This is a genomic window from Paraburkholderia sp. J10-1 (genome assembly GCF_905220165.1).
In the GTDB taxonomy this organism is placed as follows: Bacteria; Pseudomonadota; Gammaproteobacteria; order Burkholderiales; family Burkholderiaceae; genus Paraburkholderia.
On sequence record NZ_CAJMYW010000002.1, the window covers coordinates 692,890 to 709,615 of the forward strand.

Here is a 16,726-nt window from a genome sequence, read left to right on the forward strand (position 1 = left end):
GCAACCGGTTCGCACGCGGCGCCGGCCCGGCCCAGGGGCGACGCCGCGAGGCCCGTACGTGATGTATTCGGGCCGCGCGAGCCCTGGTTGCCCAAGCGCGTTCGCTTCGATGATTCCGCATTCGTTCCTGCAAGACCTGCTGAACCGCGTCGATATCGTCGACGTGGTGGGTCGCTACGTGCAGCTCAAGAAGGGCGGCGCGAACTTCATGGGCTTGTGTCCGTTCCACAACGAGAAAAGCCCTTCGTTCACAGTTAGTCCAACCAAACAGTTCTATCACTGCTTCGGCTGCGGGGCGCACGGTACCGCCATCGGCTTCCTCATGGAGCACGCGGGCCTGACGTTCCCCGAGGCCGTCGAACAACTCGCCCAGTCGGTCGGCCTGACCGTGCCGCAAGAGCCTTCGCCCCTGCGCGGCGGCGGGGCTGGTGCGGCCGGCGGCTATGCGCCGGCTGTCTCGAAGGCTGTGTCCACCGCGCTTTCCGATGTCATGCAGACCGCGTGCGACTACTACCGCAAGCAGCTGCGCAGCGCGACCAACGCCATTCAGTACCTCAAGAAGCGCGGCCTCACGGGCGAAATCGCCGCGCGTTTTGGCCTCGGCTACGCGCCGGATGGATGGCAGAACCTCGAATCTGCGTTTACCAACTATCGCGACGACGCGCTCGTGGAGTCGGGCCTCGTCATCGTCAGCGAAAAGCAGGACGCGCAAGGCCAGTCGCGCCGGTACGACCGCTTCCGCGACCGTGTGATGTTCCCGATCCGCAACGTGAAGGGGCAGGTCATAGGATTTGGCGGCCGCGTGCTGGATGGCGGCGAGCCCAAGTATTTGAATTCCCCGGAAACGCCGCTATTTAACAAGGGCAGCGAGCTGTACGGGTTGTTCGAGGCGCGCCTCGCGATCCGGGAACAGCGCTATGTTCTGGTGGTGGAGGGGTATATGGACGTCGTCGCGCTTGCGCAGCTGGGTTTCCAGAACGCCGTGGCGACGCTCGGCACCGCGTGCACGCCGATCCACGTGCAGAAGCTCATACGGCAGACCGACACGGTGATCTTCAGCTTCGACGGCGACTCGGCGGGCCGCCGCGCCGCGCGGCGCGCGCTCGACGCGTGCCTGCCGCACGCGGCCGACAACCGCACGATCCGCTTCCTGTTCCTGCCGCAGGAGCACGACCCGGACAGCTACGTGCGCGAATTCGGCGCCGAGGCGTTCTCGGAGCAGGTCGAGCGGGCCATGCCGCTGTCCCAGTTCATGCTCAACGAGGTGCTGGCGGACAAGGAACTGGACCAGCCGGAAGGGCGTGCCCGGGCGCTGTTCGACGCGAAACCGCTGTTGCAGGCGCTGCCGGCGAATGCCCTGCGGGCGCAGATCATGCACATGTTCGCGGACCGCCTGGACGTGCCGTTTGAGGAAGTGGCCGCGCTGTGCGAAGTCGACGCGCGCATCGCCCAGGCGGCGCGCCAGGCGCCGGCACGCAAGGACCGGCACCTTGTGACCGGTATCGAGCGCAAGGCGCTGCGCAACCTCGTGATGCACCCGCGTATCGCGTCGCAGCTCGACGAAGAGGCCGAAAAGGCGCTGATTGGACTGACGCGCCACGGCGAGTTGTTCGAGGAAGTGACCACTCACGCGCGGGCACTGGGCGACGCGGCGGAATTTCAGCTGCTGTCGGACCTGCTGAGAAATGGGGCCAATGCTCCAACCTTCGAGGAGATTTTTCGCGAAATTCTGGACTATGATGAAAACGTTCGGGATTTGCTGATGAAAAATCCGGAAGATGGCGCTGCGCTAGAGGAGCGCCGCGAGCAGGAGCGGCTCGTGAGCGAAGAATTGACGGCGGCAATCCTGAAGATGCGGTACGACGCCTGTTGCGAGCGGCTGGACGCGCTTTCGCGGCAGTCGCGACATACGCCTGAGGAACTTGCCGAATTGATGTCACTGAATCAGACGCGGGCTGACATGAAGCGTCAGCTCGGTTTGTAAGGGAAGGACCGCACAGGGGGATTATTGCCCTGCGTGGTAAAATAACAGGTTTTCAGCGGTTTGTTTTTGTTTTTTCCGGGCGGACATAATGGGTTGGGGTAACCCATGAATGTTCAGTTTTCCAGCAAGGGGCGGAATGGCAATGGCAAAGACTACAGGCGGAAAAAAGGCAACCGGCAAGGGCTCGACGGAGCCGACCAGCAAGGTCACAGAGGCCGCAGTTGCCAGTTCTTCCGCCCGGTCGTCGGGCAGTGAGTCCACCAACCGTTCTGAACCGGCTACCCGGAAGAGGTCGATGACTGTTTCGGCTGCGCGAGCAGCGCCTGCACGTGCGGCGAAAGCCGTTACGCAGCCGGCAACGAAGCGGTCCGGTTCGAGAAGTGCAAGGGAAGTGCCTGCCGTCGAGGACGATGCGGCAGAGCGCGAGGCTCAAGCATCCACGGTTCACGAGGCTGTTGTCCAGCAGCCGCGAGTCGAGACACTAGCCGGTACGGCGAACTCCATGACGAAAAAGCTGAATGAAGTACCCGTCGATGACGACGCAAACCAGAGCGAAGACAGCACCCCCGCCGCGGGCAAGGTCGAAAAGACCACCCGTGCGCGCGACCGGCGAGCGAAGGAGAAGGCGCTGCTGAAAGACGCGTTCGCGTCGTCGCAGCCCGGCACCGTCGAGGAGCTCGAGGAGCGCCGCACGAAGCTGCGTGCGCTCATCAAGCTCGGCAAGGAGCGCGGCTTCCTCACCTATGCGGAAATCAACGATCACCTTCCGGACAACTTCACGGAAACCGAGGCGATCGAAGGCATCATCAGCACGTTCAACGACATGGGCGTGGCTGTCTATGAGCAGGCCCCCGACGCGGAAACGCTGCTGCTCAACGACAACGCGCCGAATGCTTCATCGGACGACGAAGTGGAAGAGGAGGCAGAAGTCGCGCTCTCCACCGTCGACTCCGAATTTGGCCGCACGACCGACCCGGTGCGTATGTACATGCGCGAAATGGGCACGGTCGAGCTCCTCACGCGCGAAGGCGAAATCGAAATCGCCAAGCGCATTGAAGACGGCCTCAAGCACATGGTCATGGCGATCTCCGCTTGCCCGACCACGATTGCCGACATCCTCGCCATGGCCGAGCGCGTGGCGAACGACGAGATTCGCGTGGACGAACTCGTCGACGGCCTGATCGATCCCAACGCCGAAGACACCGACGGCTTCAACGCCAAGGAAGCGGAAGAGATCGAGAACGAGGACGAAGAGGAAGAAGCCGAAGAGGAAGAAGAAGAGGAGGAGGAAGAGGACGACGGCGCGGCGCAGGCGACGGCCAACGCGGCGCAGCTCGAAGCCCTCAAGCGCGCCTCGCTCGAAAAATTCGCCCTCATCAGCGAATGGTTCGACAAGATGCGCCGCGCGTTCGAGAAGGAGGGCTACAAGTCGAAGTCCTACCTCAAGGCGCAGGAAACCATCCAGAACGAGCTGATGTCGATCCGCTTCACGGCGCGTACCGTCGAGCGCCTGTGCGACACGCTGCGCGCGCAGGTGGACGAAGTGCGCCAGGTCGAACGCCAGATTCTTCACACGGTCGTGGACAAGTGCGGCATGCCGCGCTCGGAGTTCATCGCGCGTTTTCCGGGCAACGAAACCGACCTCGAGTGGTCGGAGAAGATCGTTGGCGAGAGCCATGCGTATAGCGGCATTCTCTCGCGCAACATTCCGGCCATTCGCGAACAGCAGCAGCGCCTGCTCGATCTGCAGGCGCGCGTGGTGCTGCCGCTCAAGGACCTGAAGGAAACCAACCGTCAGATGGCGGCCGGCGAACTCAAGGCGCGCCAGGCGAAGCGCGAGATGACCGAGGCCAACCTGCGTCTCGTGATCTCGATCGCGAAGAAGTACACGAACCGCGGCCTGCAGTTCCTCGACCTGATCCAGGAAGGCAACATCGGCCTGATGAAGGCGGTGGACAAGTTCGAATATCGCCGCGGCTACAAGTTCTCGACTTATGCGACGTGGTGGATCCGTCAGGCCATCACGCGCTCGATTGCGGACCAGGCGCGCACGATCCGCATTCCGGTTCACATGATCGAGACGATCAACAAGATGAACCGTATTTCGCGGCAGATCCTGCAGGAGACCGGTCTCGAGCCGGATCCGGCAACGCTCGCCGAGAAGATGGAAATGCCGGAGGACAAGATCCGCAAGATCATGAAGATCGCGAAGGAGCCGATCTCCATGGAAACGCCGATCGGCGACGACGACGATTCGCATCTGGGCGACTTCATCGAGGACAACAACACGGTGGCGCCGGCCGATGCCGCGCTGCATGCCTCGATGCGCGATGTGGTGAAGGACGTGCTCGACTCGCTCACGCCGCGCGAAGCGAAGGTGCTGCGCATGCGCTTCGGTATCGAGATGAGTACCGATCACACGCTCGAAGAAGTGGGCAAGCAGTTCGACGTGACGCGCGAGCGGATTCGCCAGATCGAAGCGAAGGCGCTGCGCAAGCTGCGCCACCCGAGCCGCTCGGACAAGCTCAAGTCGTTCCTTGAAGGAAATTGAGCTTGATTAGCGTTTAATGCACGGAAGTCGCGTGCACGATGGCCAGGTCGGCCCGCTTTCGTGTAGTATGTCGGCCTGTCATCGAAAAGCCCGGCCTTTGGGTAGACCGGGCTTTTTTGTTGACGCATTGCCGTTCTTTTGTTCTCGCTACGCTTCGTAGCTTCGTGGGCCGGACGCCGTGTTGGTTGCAGGCAGCGGACTCATAATCCGCCTCCGAAAGGACGTCGTGGGTTCGAACCCCACCCGGCCCACCATTTCTCTTCTCTCGCCGGATCCTGGGCGTTCTGCCTTCCGTTCAATCAGAGATCGATAGGCATGCCTATCAATTTCGGTCAATTCTCGTCGCAACTACCTCAGCAGCCGCAATCACTCGCTGCTCGACGCCATAGATTGCTGTGGCGACTCACCGAACAATCTCCGAAACATCGCGGGAAAAGCACCAAGCGTGCTGTATCCAGGATCGAGCGCAACTTGCGTGGCCACCCTGCCCAAAGCAAGCCAGGTCATCGCCTCGGCTGCACGCATATGCTGGCGCCAGTGTCCAAAGCTCATACTCGTTTCCTCCTTGAAATGCCGCGCAAGCATTCTGCCGCTGATACCGATCTCGCCCGCAAACGCTCACCGAGATCTACGGTATCCCGATGACGACACTTCCTCATCCGCACGGCGGCGCCGCGTCCATTGGCTTCCCGTTGTAGCCGGAGAAAAAGCGCGCTCGAGGTGGAAGATCGGCGCCACCTCGCTCGCGCGATGTGCGGTACGACGATTGCTGTCCCGGCTTACCGCTGCTCGAAGGCTTCGACAGAAGCGCGGGAAGAGGCCGGGGGGACATCATGTCGGTCCGTACGAAACTCGATCGCTGGCGCAACGTCGGGCGTTTCGTTGTGCGACCACTCGAGCTGGGTTGCGCGCAATGTTCGCGCGGCAGTGGGCCGACGCTAATGTGCGCGGAGTGGCAGGATAGGAGTTCCGGCGGTTCGGGAGCGCAGCGTGCGCTTTCGCGAATTGCCTCAGAATGGATCCCCTCTTTTCACGGGAGAGTGACGATGGCCAAGTCTCATTCCTTGATGGTCGCTGCGGTGACCGCCCTTTCCATCGTGCTTGTACCGGGAATAGCCGGTGCGCAAACGAGCGCGCCCGACGCTTCGAACCCCGCCAGCATGACGAAAGCGCAGCGCAAAGAAGCACGCAAGGAAGCTCGGGCACGAAAGAACGCGGAATTGAAGAAACTCGAACAGAACGGATACAACCCGGCCACAGCAAACGACGCGAATTACCCCAATGATATTCAGAATGCCGAAAGAAAGGCAGCGTCGCCTGGTGCCGCGAGTCACTAGCGGAATATCTGTATGGGCCTAAAGACGAAATCGTCAGCTTAATACGTCACGCCTTCGTACGAGGGCCCGCCGTTACCGCGTCCCACGTGTGCTTGACGATACGCTGCACGTCGGCCTTGAAGGCCTTTTCGTCTTCTGCGCTATCGATGAGCAGTGCCGACTCGCAGATCATGCGGCCGATCATCCGCGCCGCGAGCGGCACGTTCTTCGCCGCAGCGCTGCCGCGCGCTGCCTGCGCCTGCAGCGCTGCGCTCAACAGACCGAACGTGCTCGCTTCCTCTATTTCGCGGCAGCGGTCCGAGCCCAGCACCGCGGTTGCCGTTTCGAGCACGAGGTGCCGGTAGGTCGACTCCGAGCACACATCGAGGAACGCAGCGATGCCCGCGCCGACCCGCTGCGACGCCTGCGCAGCGGCGGAGGCGGCGCGTACGCGCGCCGCGGCATCGGCCTGCAGCGCGACGACGAGCGCATCGAGCAGGTCCGTCTTCCCAGAAAAATGGTGATAGAAAGCGCCGCGCGTCACGCGGGCCTTTTGCGCGATCGCCTCGAGACTGATCTGCTGATAACCGTGCGACGTGAACAGTTCGCGCGCGGCATCAAGCAGCGCTTCGCGTGTTGCGTCCGCATATTCGGCACGACGGGTCTTGAATGTTTCTGCCATGAGACCAGGAAGGTTGACTTTTCACAGACGCATCGTAGTATACATACACGATGTATGTGAAAATCATCGTGTATGTAGTCACGTTTATGGTGCAGATCAACCCTCACGAGGTCAGTCCATGACGGATTCCAGCCACACCGAAGCGAAGTACGTTCCCCCCACGGACCTGCAGTTGCACGCGGCGCAAGACATCGTGCGCCGTTTCGCGCAACGCTGGCGGCGCCCAGTTGCGGAGGAGTTGCGCGACCTGATGCATCCGGACACGCAGAACCTGATTCCGCCAATGTCGGTCCCCGCTAATTGCGAAGGCGTGGTCGAGCATTTCCGGCAGGTCCTGCAACAGCTACCCGATCTCAAAGTCGAGGTGATCCGCTGGGCGCCGACCGGCGACGCGGTGCTGGTCGAATGGCGAGCGCATGCAAGCGTCGCGGGAGAGTCGCTCGAATGGCAGGGCGTTGATCGCTTCAACGTACGCGGTGACCGCATGTACCAGGCACAGGTGTATTGGGACACGCGTGGGGTCGCGCAGCAGATTGCCGACGCCGTACGGCGCGCGCAAGAGCGAGCCGCCGCGCAAGGATAGCGGCGGCCAGCAAGGGCGCTGATCTCACGGCGCTCAGAAGCGTCTATGGTCGCTAGCCACGCGTAATGGCCGCTTCGAGCAAACAACCAAATTCGGACGCGAATTCGACCGAGACGCGCGCATGGACAGCGCCTTGTTTGTCAAAGAATCGCTGCGACCCTTCCAGTGTGAACACGCCTTCATGCCAGATGTTGGGGTGAATATAGAGACCCTGCTGCCCGTCGAAACGGAAGCAGACGAACTTCTGTGGCGTGATATCGTCGCCGGGCAATGCCAGCGGAACGTAGAACGGGTGACGATCGAGCGGGAAAAACAGTTGGCCGCCGTCCGGGTGATAGTTCGCATGCCAAATTAACATGCGTTCCGGTGTAGCCGCGCTGTCTTCACGTGCGTCGCCTGGCTCCGTTGCGTATGCGAGAACGTAGTTGCCGCTTACCGCTTCGTTTCGACCGTAGAGAATGTCACCGCGCCATTCGCTGACGAACGTGCCCTCGGTCGTACCCGCTTCGTCACCGGTTCCCGGGTCGATCGGCCTTGATCCCACAGCGGGCCATTGCACGATTTCCACGTGGCATGTGTCCGGATCGTCCACCAGTTTGCCGTAGCCATGCAGCGTTGCCGGAGTCGCGTCGACCACGGGCATCGCCACGCGCCGCAGGCCCCGAGGAAGGGCGGGGTTGAGGTAGTCGATCGCTTTGCTCATACGAATCTCACTGGAAATCAAGGGCTGGGCCTGCGTTCAGAGCGCCATGGGCACGAAGCTTGGAGTGTCCCGGCGGCGGGGCGTTCGCAGGATTCAGCGCCCTTTCAACGCTTGACGCTGCCGGGACGTGTCACCTTGACAGGCGGAGTTGGCCGTCCAACACCAGGGACATTCCTGGGGTGGCTTTGGGGGATCCCGCTTGACCTCATGTATTCCTGTGTGTGAATATTCATTCACGCAGGTGAATTTATGGTGACGCACTCATGTCGAGCCGATACGGGACGACTTGAAGGCTCTCCAACATCAGATATCTGTTGGCGGTGCACTTTCCGGCCGCGTCGCCGTGGTGATTTTTGCGTTTTCGGTTCTTATCAGTCAGTACTACAGATCAAAATGAACAAACCATCAACTCCAATCGCTGGATCGCTGCACGGCTTGCGCGTCGTAGATCTGTCCCGTGTTCTCGGCGGCCCCTACTGCACGCAGATTCTTGCCGACCACGGCGCGGAAGTCATCAAGGTCGAGCCGCCTGGCGGCGACGAAACACGCGGCTGGGGGCCGCCGTTCGACGGCGAGACAGCTTCGTACTTCCAGGGCGTCAATCGCAACAAGCTGGGCGTCGTGCTGGATCTCACGCAGCCGGCGGAGCGCGAACGCTTGCTCGCGCTGCTCGAAACGGCTGATGTACTGGTGGAGAACTTCAAGGTCGGCACGCTCGAGCGATGGGGGCTCGGTTACGACACCGTGCTGGCCGCGCGCTTTCCGCGGCTCGTGCATTGCCGCGTGTCTGGCTTCGGCGCGGACGGCCCGCTCGGCGCCTTGCCCGGCTATGACGCGGCGATCCAGGCGATGACCGGTCTCATGAGCGTCAACGGGGAGGCAGGTGGCGCGCCGCTGCGCATCGGCGTGCCGATCGTCGATCTCGTGACGGGACTCAATGCGGCCCTTGGCGTTCTGATGGCGTTGCGCGAGCGCGAGGTAAGCGGGCGAGGCCAGTTCGTCGAGTCGACGCTGTTCGATTGCGCTCTCTCGATCCTCCACCCGCACACGCCCAACTACTTCTACTCGGGCAAGGAACCGCAGCGCACCGGTAACGCGCATCCGAACATCACGCCGTACGACATGTTTCATACCGGCAACGGCGACATCTTTCTCGCGGTCGGCAACAACACACAGTTCGCATCACTTTGCAGGCTGATCGATGCGCAACACCTCGCCGACGATCCGCGCTTTACCGACAATCGCTTGCGCAGCCAGCACCGCAACGACTTGCGCGCGGAACTCGAGCAATGTTTCGTCCGCTGGGATGGTCCACAGCTTGCTGACATGCTCGTGCGCCACGGCGTGCCATGTGCACCGGTACTCGGCGTGGGTGCGGCGCTCGCGCATCCCCACGTCGACCATCGCGCGATGAAGGTCGAGATGGGGTCCTACCGCGGGATCGCGTCGCCAATCAAGCTCGCCCGCACGCCGGCCACCTACCGAAGCGCGCCACCGGCGCTCGACGAACATGCGGCACAGGTTTTCGGCGACCCATCGCGCGAGCAATAGCCGTCACATCGACAAGCTATCCAATCGCACCACGACAGCGGCATACGAAACGCCGCGCAGGAGACAGCAATGACACCTGGCAACCAGGCAGGAAGCAGGGCGCACACGGGGACTCGATCATGCTCGCGCTAATCGGCACGCTCGCGATCATCGCTCTCTTCACGCTGATCATCACGAAGCGTCTTTCGCCGCTCGTCGCGCTGATCGCCGTGCCCATCGTCGCCGCGCTCGCTGCGGGATTCGGCCTTTCCACGGCGAAGTTCATCGTCCTCGGGGTGCAGAACATCGGCCCGGTTGCGGGAATGCTCGTATTTGCGATACTTTTCTTCGGTATCCTGACTGATGCGGGGATGCTCGACCCGATTATCAATGGTGTATTGCGCGTGGTGGGTTGTCATCCGCCGCGAATTGTCATGGGCTCGGCACTGCTTGCACTGCTGATTCACCTCGATGGTTCGGGCGCGGTCACGTTCCTTGTCACGCTGCCCGCGATGATGCCGCTCTATACCCGCCTCGGGCTCGACCGTCGCATTCTCGCGTGCGTCGCCTCGATGGCGGCGGGCGTCAACTTTCTCCCTTGGGTCGGGCCCATGCTGCGCGCTTCCGCGGCCCTGCATATTCCGGGCACCGTCATTTTCTATCCAATGATTCCCGTGCAGATTGTCGGCCTGGTTTTCGTATTCGGTACGGCATACGTGCTCGGAAAGCGCGAGGAAAAGCGCCTCGGTCTCACGCGCGAGCATGCCGCCAGTATTGCCGCCACTCCACGCGTGCTTACGCCTGAGGAACTGGCGCTGCGCCGGCCTCAGCGCTTCTCGATCAATCTCGTGCTGACGCTCGTCGTGCTCGTGACGCTAGTGTCGGGCATCGTCGATCCCATGGTCATGTTCATGATCGGCACTGTGCTGGCGCTCGTCATCAATTACCCCGATGTGAACCAGCAGCGCGAACGGGTCGACGCCCATGCGAAGGCCGCCCTGATGATGGCGAGCGTGCTGCTGGCTGCGGGTGCTTTCACCGGCATCATGACCGGAACCGGCATGCTCAATGCCATGGCTGAAGTGGTTGTGCGCCATGTGCCGGCCGATCACGCGCGCCATATGCCATTCACGCTGGGACTCGTTTCCATGCCGCTCAGTTTGCTTTTCGATCCCGATTCGTTTTACTTCGGTATCCTGCCTGTTTTGGCGAAAAGCGGGGAACTGCTAGGCGTACCAACCGTGCAGATGGCACAGGCGGCGCTCCTCGGGCAGATGACGACCGGCTTCCCCGTTAGCCCGCTCACGCCGGCAACGTTCCTGATTGTTGGCCTGACGGGTGTGGAACTTGCCGAGCATCAGAAGTTCACGATTCCCTTCCTGTTTGCCGCCACGGTGCTGATGGTGTTCACCGCGGTGCTGGTCGGTGTGTTCCCGCTCTAATACCGCTTTTGTTTATGCCTTGAGAGGAAGTCCGTATGAATTTCAACCTCAATGAAGACCAGCAGTCGATCGTCGCTGCAATTGAAAAGATCTGCGAACGTTTCGACGACGGCTACTGGCTCGAACGCGACCGCGAAGGCGGCTTTCCGCACGATTTTCACCGGGCACTCGCCGATGCGGGCTGGCTTGGCATTGCGATGTCGCCGGACTACGGCGGTTCCGGGCTCGGCATGACCGAGGCGGCGCTGATGATGCGCACGATCAGTGCTTCCGGTGCGGGGCTCTCGGGCGCGTCGGCTGTGCATATGAACATCTTCGGACTCAATCCGGTGCAGGTGTTCGGCAGCGAGGCGCAGAAGCAGCGATTCCTGCCGCCGCTCATCGAGGGCCGCGACAAGGCTTGTTTCGCCGTGACCGAACCCGACGCCGGCCTCGACACGACGCACCTGAAAACCCAGGCCGTGCGCGACGGCGATCACTATGTGCTCACCGGCCGCAAGATCTGGATTTCGACGGCGCAGGTCGCGAACAAGATGCTCATCATCGCGCGCACGACGCCGCTGGACCAGGTGGCGAAGCCTACCGATGGCCTGAGTCTTTTCTATACCGACCTGGACCGCACGCGAGTCGAAGTCCGCGAGATCGAGAAGATGGGCCGCAAGGCCGTCGATTCGAACATGCTCTTCATCGACGGCCTGCGCGTGCCGATGGAAGAACGCATTGGGGAGGAGGGCAAGGGCTTTCACTATTTGCTGCATGGCCTGAATCCGGAGCGCATCCTGATCGCCTCGGAGGCGGTGGGGCTCGGCCAGGCGGCGCTGCGCCACGCAACGCAGTACGCGAAAGACCGTGTCGTGTTCGGACGTCCCATTGGGCAGAACCAGGCTATCCAGCATCCGCTCGCGCAGGCGTGGATGGCGCTCGAAGCCGCGAACCTGATGGTGATGAAAGCGGCCACGCTGTACGACGCGGGCGAGCCGTGCGGCGCCGAAGCCAACGCCGGAAAATACCTGGCTGCCGAAGCGGCGTTTCAGGCGTGCCAGACGGCCATTGCTACGCTGGGCGGCATGGGTTATGCGAAGGAATACCACGTCGAACGCTATCTGAGGGAGTGTATGATTCCAAGGCTCGCGCCCGTCAGCCCGCAAATGATCATGTGCTTCATTGCGGAAAAGGTGCTCGGGCTGCCGAAGTCTTACTGACCACCGCAAGGGGCGCGCGCGCCGCCTTGCGACCCACTGCCCGACCCATGGACGTCAAACTCGTTGCCCGCACGCTCGACCTGTTCGAACTCTTCGCCGCCGAACAAAGACCATTGGCGCTCGCCGAATTGGCGCGGCTGCTGGAGGTGCCCGCATCGAGTTGCCTCGCGCTTGCCCGCACGCTTGTGAGCCGCGGCTATCTGTACGAGGTGCGCAAGCGCGGCGGCTACTATCCCACGCGGCGTTTGCAACTGCTCGCCAACGCGATCAATGCCGTCGATCCTGTGGTCCAGATGTTGCACCCCCGCCTTGTCGAGTTGCGCGACGCAACAGGCGAAACCGTCGTGCTTGGCAAGATCCATGGCACGCAGGTCGTCTATCTCGACGTGGTCGAATCGGAGAAGGCAGTACGCTACGCATGCGCACCCGGCTCGCTGCGCCCGTTGCATGCGAACTCGATCGGCAAGGTGATTTGCGGCGAACTCGACGCGCCGGCGCGCGATGCGCTTTTCGCAAGGCTTCAGTTCGAGCGGTTCACCGGCGCGACTGTCACCGATCTCGCCACGTTCATCGATCAGGTCAACGCCGCGCATGAGCGCGGCTGGTATGCGAACATCGGAGAGAGTGCGCCTGAACTTTCGGCGGTTGCCGTTGCCCTCGATTTCGGCGGCGACCTGTACGGACTCTCGATTGGCGGCCCGACCGAACGGATTCGCGAGCAACTGAACGAGCACGTGGCAACCCTGACCACCGCAAAGCAGCATATTCTCTTGACCTGGCAAAAGAGCGAGACTGACTGAGCTTCGCTTTTCTACGCACCATCCTCAAAGAACGTTCACGCCGCTGAAGCCAAAACCCTGGTTGACAACACTCGATCGTTTAATTAACGTACGTTAACTAAACGATCGTTCGATAACAGGAGGCGGCATGCAGTCCGATAAAGTACAACCCAAAGTCGTGCTCGTGATTGGGGCAGGAGATGCCACCGGGGGAGCGATCGCGTCGCGATTCGCCCGCGAGGGTTACATCGCCTGTGTGAGCCGCCGCTCGGCAGACAAGCTGGAGCCGCTGGTTGCACGTATTCGCGAGGCCGGCGGTGAGGCCTACGGGTACGGCAGCGACGCGCGTAAGGAAGAGGATGTCATCGCATTGATCGAGCGCGTCGAAGCCGAGCACGGTCCGATCGAGGCCATGGTGTTCAACATTGGCGCAAACGTGCCTTGCAGCATTCTCGAAGAGACGGCGCGCAAGTACTTCAAGATCTGGGAGATGGCCTGTTTTAGCGCATTCCTGAACGGCCGCGAGGTAGCGAAGCGGATGGTTGCGCGAGGGCGCGGGACGATTCTCTTTACGGGCGCGACGGCAAGCGTTAGGGGCGCGGCAGATTTCGGCGCATTTGCGGGCGCCAAGCATGCGCTTCGGGCGCTAGCGCAAAGCATGGCCCGCGAACTGGGGCCGCGTAACGTTCACGTCGCCCACATTATTGTCGACGGCGCCATCGACACCGACTTTATTCGCACGAACTTCCCTGAGCGCTACGCCCTGAAGGAAAAGGACGGCATCCTGAATCCGGAACACATCGCCGAGAACTACTGGTATTTGCACCAGCAGCCCCGCGACGCCTGGACGTTCGAGCTGGATCTGCGCCCCTACATGGAGCGTTGGTAAGCGCGGACTGCCGAAAGCGCTGCCGAAATGCGAGGGCTACTTCAGGGTATCGATGTCGAGCGCTTCACCCAGCAGCCGCCGGCTGGACGCGAGGATGTCGCGCCTTGTGCGCTCGCTTTCCACGGTGCGCGCAAGCAGAAGGGCGCCGACACATTGCGCCATGACTGCCCAGGCGGTGTCCTTGTCGTCGAGGTGAGCACTCCAGCTTTTCTGGATTCGCTTGAGCGCCTTTTCGACTTCCGCGCGCGCGGTGGGCGTGCCTCGAGCGATTTCCGGGCCGATCGCGGGTAGCGCACAACCCGATTCAGGATGCAGAACGTGGTACGTGCTCAGGTAGCTTCTCAGGCGTTTGCCTAGATCCGCTTCGGGTGCGCTGTCGTCTACCGCTAGCAGATCGGCGCTGTTGGACGCCTCCTCGCCTACGAGGGCGTCGAAGAGCGCCTGCTTGGAAGGAAAATGATTGTAGAACGCGGCGCCTGTCAGCCCGATCGACGCCATCAGCGCATCGATGCCCGTGGAAGCAAAACCGCCTTCCTTCGCAATGGCGCGGCTGCTTTCGATAAGTTTGCGGCGCGTTTCCTCTTTGTGCGAGCTTGAATAGCGCATGGTCAAGGTCTAGTCAGGATATCGAATCAGAATAGCATAACCGTCGTTTAGTTAACGTTCATTTATCAAAGACCTTTACGGGGCGTCCGATACGCATTGCATCAGGGTCCGCAAAGGGTGTCAGGGGGAGAGATGGTGAAAACAGTAGAGTTCTACTTTGACTTCGGAAGCCCGGCGAGCTATCTCGCCTGGACGCAACTGCCGGCCATTGCTGCTCAAAGCGGCGCTGAGCTTGTGTATAAGCCAGTCCTGCTGGGCGGTATTCACAAGGCGACGAACAATGCGTCGCCGGCGGCCATACCTGCAAAAGGCGCATGGATGCAGATCGATCTCGCGCGCTTTGCCCGGCGATATGGCGTCCAGTACACCCATAATCCGCATTTTCCGATCAACACGCTGATGCTCATGCGCGCCGCGACCGGTGCGCAGATGCATGACGAGCCACTGTTCCAGCGCTATGTCAGCACGGTGTTTCGTGCGATGTGGGAACACCCCCGCAACATGGCTGACCTCCCCACCGTGCACGCCGTTCTCGAGGGTGCCGATCTCGATAGCGCACGCCTGTTCCAGTTCGCAGAGGATCCCGCAGTGAAGGAGCGGTTGAAGCGGGAAACCGAGGCGGCCGTTGCACGAGGTCTCTTTGGCGCGCCGACGATGTTCGTGGGCGACGAGATGTTCTTCGGGCAAGATCGACTCGATTTCGTCAAGGAAGCATTGCGCTAGCCAGGCACACTGAATCGGCACAGATCACGGAACATGAGAAGGAGGCGAGCGTGCAACGGAAATGGCTTGAGCAGTACCCAATCGGTGTGCCTGCCGATATCGAACTTGAGGACTACGGATCGATAGCGGATTTCCTGACCAGAACGGCCGCGGCATATCCGGCCCGAACAGCACTATGTTGCGCAGATGTCGAACTCGATTTCGCCACGATGGCCGAGTTGAGCGAAGCGTTCGCAGCCTACCTGCAGGTCATCGAACGTCTGCCGCGTGGCAGCCGCGTCGCGCTCATGATGCCCAATGTTGCGCAATATTCCCTGGCGCTATTCGGAGTGCTCAGCGCGGGCATGGTTGTGGTCAACCTGAATCCGCACTACACCGAGCGGGAAGTTCGTTTTCACCTGGAAGACAGCGGAGCGACGATCCTCATCGCGTGGGAGGGCGCGGAAGCGGTGGCCCGTGCGGCAGCAAGCGAGTTGAATTGCCGATTGATTCTGGCGACGGCAGATGAGCTTGCCAAGCTCCCGTCCCTGCGAAGCGCTCCGCCGCGAACGCACGGAAATGCAGAGGCGGCGCAAACGACCTTCATCGCAGCGCTCGAAGCTGGACGTCATCGATCGAGGCCGCAGTCGCCGGTGTCACCCGATGCCATTGCATTTCTTCAGTACACAGGCGGGACAACGGGAAATCCCAAAGCCGCAGTGTTGACTCACCGGAACGCCATGGCGAATGTTCTGCAGTTGTCGGCGTGGCTGCGGCCCGCATTGGATGGCGCGGACGTTTGCGTCGTGACCGTGCTGCCGATGTATCACATCATGGCGTTGACCGGTAACTGTCTGCTCTCGGCTGCGCGTGGCTGGAAGAACGTTCTCATTCCCGACCCGCGCGATCTTTCTACCCTTGTCGAGCAGTGGCGTAAGCATCGCTTTTCGTTTTTCGTAGGTGTCAACACGCTGTTCAACGCGTTGATGGATTTCGAGCCTTTTGGAAGACTCGATTTCGAAGGCCTCGCGTATACGTGTGGCGCGGGCGCAGCCGTCCAGCCGATCGTTGCGGAAAAATGGCGCAAGTTGACCGGGTGTGCGCTTTCAGGCGGATACGGGCTGACTGAGGCGTCGCCTACCGTCTGCATGACGCCGGTTGGCGTGACCGGTCGCGAGCAAACAGTCGGGGTACCTGTGTCGTCTACCGAAGTGAAATTGCTCGACGACGAGGGGCATGAAGTGAAGGCTGGGACGCCCGGCGAAATCGTCGTGAAGGGCCCGCAGGTGATGGGTGGATACTGGAACCGCGCGGAAGAAACCCAATCGTCCTTTACGCCAGACGGTTTCGTTCGCACCGGCGACATCGCGGTAATGGACGCGCAAGGCTATGTCACCATCGTAGACCGGAAGAAGGACTTGGTTCTCGTGTCCGGCTTCAATGTCTATCCTAACGAGATCGAGAAAGTGGTCGCGAGCCATCCCGACGTTAGCGAGTGCGCGTGTATCGGCGTGCAGGACGCGAAGACCGGTGAAGCCTTGAAAGTGTTCGTCGTCGCCCGGAACTCGCGATTGACTGCCGACGCGCTGCAAACGTGGTGTCGCGAGAATCTAACGAGCTACAAGGTGCCGCGCCAGTTCGAGTTCAGGCAAGCTCTCCCCAAGTCGACGGTGGGTAAGATTTTACGAAGGGCGCTGCGTTAGCCGATACGCAGGCTGAAAACGGCGCGTGCGCGCGGCCGATGTGACGCTCAGACG

16 protein-coding genes and 1 tRNA gene are annotated in these 16,726 nt (G+C 61.5%); 12 read left to right on the forward strand and 5 right to left on the reverse strand.

What is annotated here, in order from left to right; all coding sequences use genetic code 11:
- The first annotated feature begins 109 nt into the window (after nucleotides 1–109).
- Complete coding sequence (gene dnaG, locus U5A65_RS09945) at nucleotides 110–1,984, forward strand: DNA primase (protein ID WP_321946146.1); 1,875 nt, start codon at nucleotides 110–112, stop codon at nucleotides 1,982–1,984.
- Between the two features lie 21 nt (nucleotides 1,985–2,005).
- Here dnaG and U5A65_RS09950 read toward each other — a convergent pair whose 3' ends face one another.
- Nucleotides 2,006–2,245 carry a hypothetical protein gene (locus tag U5A65_RS09950; RefSeq protein ID WP_321909865.1) on the reverse strand — a complete coding sequence of 80 codons (240 nt, stop codon included), beginning with the start codon at nucleotides 2,243–2,245 and terminating at the stop codon, nucleotides 2,006–2,008.
- On the opposite strand from U5A65_RS09950, the gene rpoD reads away from it, so the two are divergent.
- On the forward strand, nucleotides 2,127–4,535 hold the full coding sequence (rpoD, locus tag U5A65_RS09955; protein ID WP_321909683.1) for an RNA polymerase sigma factor RpoD: 2,409 nt from the start codon (nucleotides 2,127–2,129) through the stop codon (nucleotides 4,533–4,535). The genes U5A65_RS09950 and rpoD overlap by 119 nt on opposite strands.
- A gap of 166 nt (nucleotides 4,536–4,701) precedes the next feature.
- Nucleotides 4,702–4,789, forward strand: a tRNA-Ile gene (locus U5A65_RS09960).
- A gap of 112 nt (nucleotides 4,790–4,901) precedes the next feature.
- Here U5A65_RS09960 and U5A65_RS40950 read toward each other — a convergent pair.
- Nucleotides 4,902–5,138 carry a helix-turn-helix domain-containing protein gene (locus tag U5A65_RS40950; protein WP_415764716.1) on the reverse strand — a complete coding sequence of 79 codons (237 nt, stop codon included), beginning with the start codon at nucleotides 5,136–5,138 and terminating at the stop codon, nucleotides 4,902–4,904.
- A 443-nt stretch (nucleotides 5,139–5,581) separates the two neighbouring features.
- Here U5A65_RS40950 and U5A65_RS09965 point away from each other — a divergent pair, with 443 nt between their 5' ends.
- On the forward strand, nucleotides 5,582–5,872 hold the full coding sequence (locus tag U5A65_RS09965) for a hypothetical protein (protein ID WP_415764523.1): 291 nt from the start codon (nucleotides 5,582–5,584) through the stop codon (nucleotides 5,870–5,872).
- 46 nt (nucleotides 5,873–5,918) lie between these two features.
- Here U5A65_RS09965 and U5A65_RS09970 read toward each other — a convergent pair whose 3' ends face one another.
- Entirely contained in the window at nucleotides 5,919–6,533 is a 615-nt protein-coding gene (locus tag U5A65_RS09970) for a helix-turn-helix domain-containing protein (protein ID WP_321909681.1), read from the reverse strand.
- Nucleotides 6,534–6,651: 118 nt separating this feature from the next.
- Between U5A65_RS09970 and U5A65_RS09975 the strand changes: the two genes are divergently transcribed.
- Nucleotides 6,652–7,116, forward strand: coding sequence for a nuclear transport factor 2 family protein (locus U5A65_RS09975; protein ID WP_321909680.1), 465 nt, complete (start codon nucleotides 6,652–6,654; stop codon nucleotides 7,114–7,116).
- A gap of 52 nt (nucleotides 7,117–7,168) precedes the next feature.
- Here the strand turns inward: U5A65_RS09975 and U5A65_RS09980 are convergent, their stop codons facing one another.
- Nucleotides 7,169–7,819 carry an ureidoglycolate lyase gene (locus U5A65_RS09980; protein ID WP_321909678.1) on the reverse strand — a complete coding sequence of 217 codons (651 nt, stop codon included), beginning with the start codon at nucleotides 7,817–7,819 and terminating at the stop codon, nucleotides 7,169–7,171.
- A 393-nt stretch (nucleotides 7,820–8,212) separates the two neighbouring features.
- Here U5A65_RS09980 and U5A65_RS09985 point away from each other — a divergent pair, with 393 nt between their 5' ends.
- The 5 genes from U5A65_RS09985 (at nucleotide 8,213) to U5A65_RS10005 (ending at nucleotide 13,661) form a co-directional block, all read left to right on the forward strand.
- Complete coding sequence (locus U5A65_RS09985; RefSeq protein ID WP_321909677.1) at nucleotides 8,213–9,370, forward strand: CoA transferase; 1,158 nt, start codon at nucleotides 8,213–8,215, stop codon at nucleotides 9,368–9,370.
- A gap of 119 nt (nucleotides 9,371–9,489) precedes the next feature.
- Nucleotides 9,490–10,791 (forward strand): citrate:proton symporter, encoded by a 1,302-nt coding sequence (locus U5A65_RS09990; protein WP_321946147.1) that lies wholly within the window; start codon nucleotides 9,490–9,492, stop codon nucleotides 10,789–10,791.
- Between the two features lie 35 nt (nucleotides 10,792–10,826).
- Nucleotides 10,827–11,993, forward strand: coding sequence for an acyl-CoA dehydrogenase family protein (locus tag U5A65_RS09995; RefSeq protein WP_321909674.1), 1,167 nt, complete (start codon nucleotides 10,827–10,829; stop codon nucleotides 11,991–11,993).
- Nucleotides 11,994–12,040: 47 nt separating this feature from the next.
- Nucleotides 12,041–12,793, forward strand: coding sequence for an IclR family transcriptional regulator (locus U5A65_RS10000; protein WP_321946149.1), 753 nt, complete (start codon nucleotides 12,041–12,043; stop codon nucleotides 12,791–12,793).
- A 127-nt stretch (nucleotides 12,794–12,920) separates the two neighbouring features.
- Nucleotides 12,921–13,661, forward strand: a complete 741-nt coding sequence (locus U5A65_RS10005; protein WP_321909671.1) for an SDR family oxidoreductase — start codon at nucleotides 12,921–12,923, stop codon at nucleotides 13,659–13,661.
- Nucleotides 13,662–13,697: 36 nt separating this feature from the next.
- Here the strand turns inward: U5A65_RS10005 and U5A65_RS10010 are convergent, their stop codons facing one another.
- Entirely contained in the window at nucleotides 13,698–14,267 is a 570-nt protein-coding gene (locus U5A65_RS10010; RefSeq protein WP_321909670.1) for a TetR/AcrR family transcriptional regulator, read from the reverse strand.
- A 132-nt stretch (nucleotides 14,268–14,399) separates the two neighbouring features.
- Between U5A65_RS10010 and U5A65_RS10015 the strand changes: the two genes are divergently transcribed.
- Together U5A65_RS10015 and U5A65_RS10020 are read left to right on the forward strand one after the other, a co-directional pair.
- The gene (locus U5A65_RS10015) at nucleotides 14,400–14,990 is read left to right on the forward strand and encodes a 2-hydroxychromene-2-carboxylate isomerase (protein ID WP_321946151.1); all 591 of its coding nucleotides are present in this window, start codon (nucleotides 14,400–14,402) and stop codon (nucleotides 14,988–14,990) included.
- A gap of 50 nt (nucleotides 14,991–15,040) precedes the next feature.
- Nucleotides 15,041–16,672: an AMP-binding protein gene (locus U5A65_RS10020; RefSeq protein ID WP_321946153.1), complete on the forward strand. Its 1,632-nt coding sequence runs from the start codon at nucleotides 15,041–15,043 to the stop codon at nucleotides 16,670–16,672.
- Nucleotides 16,673–16,726: the final 54 nt, after the last annotated feature.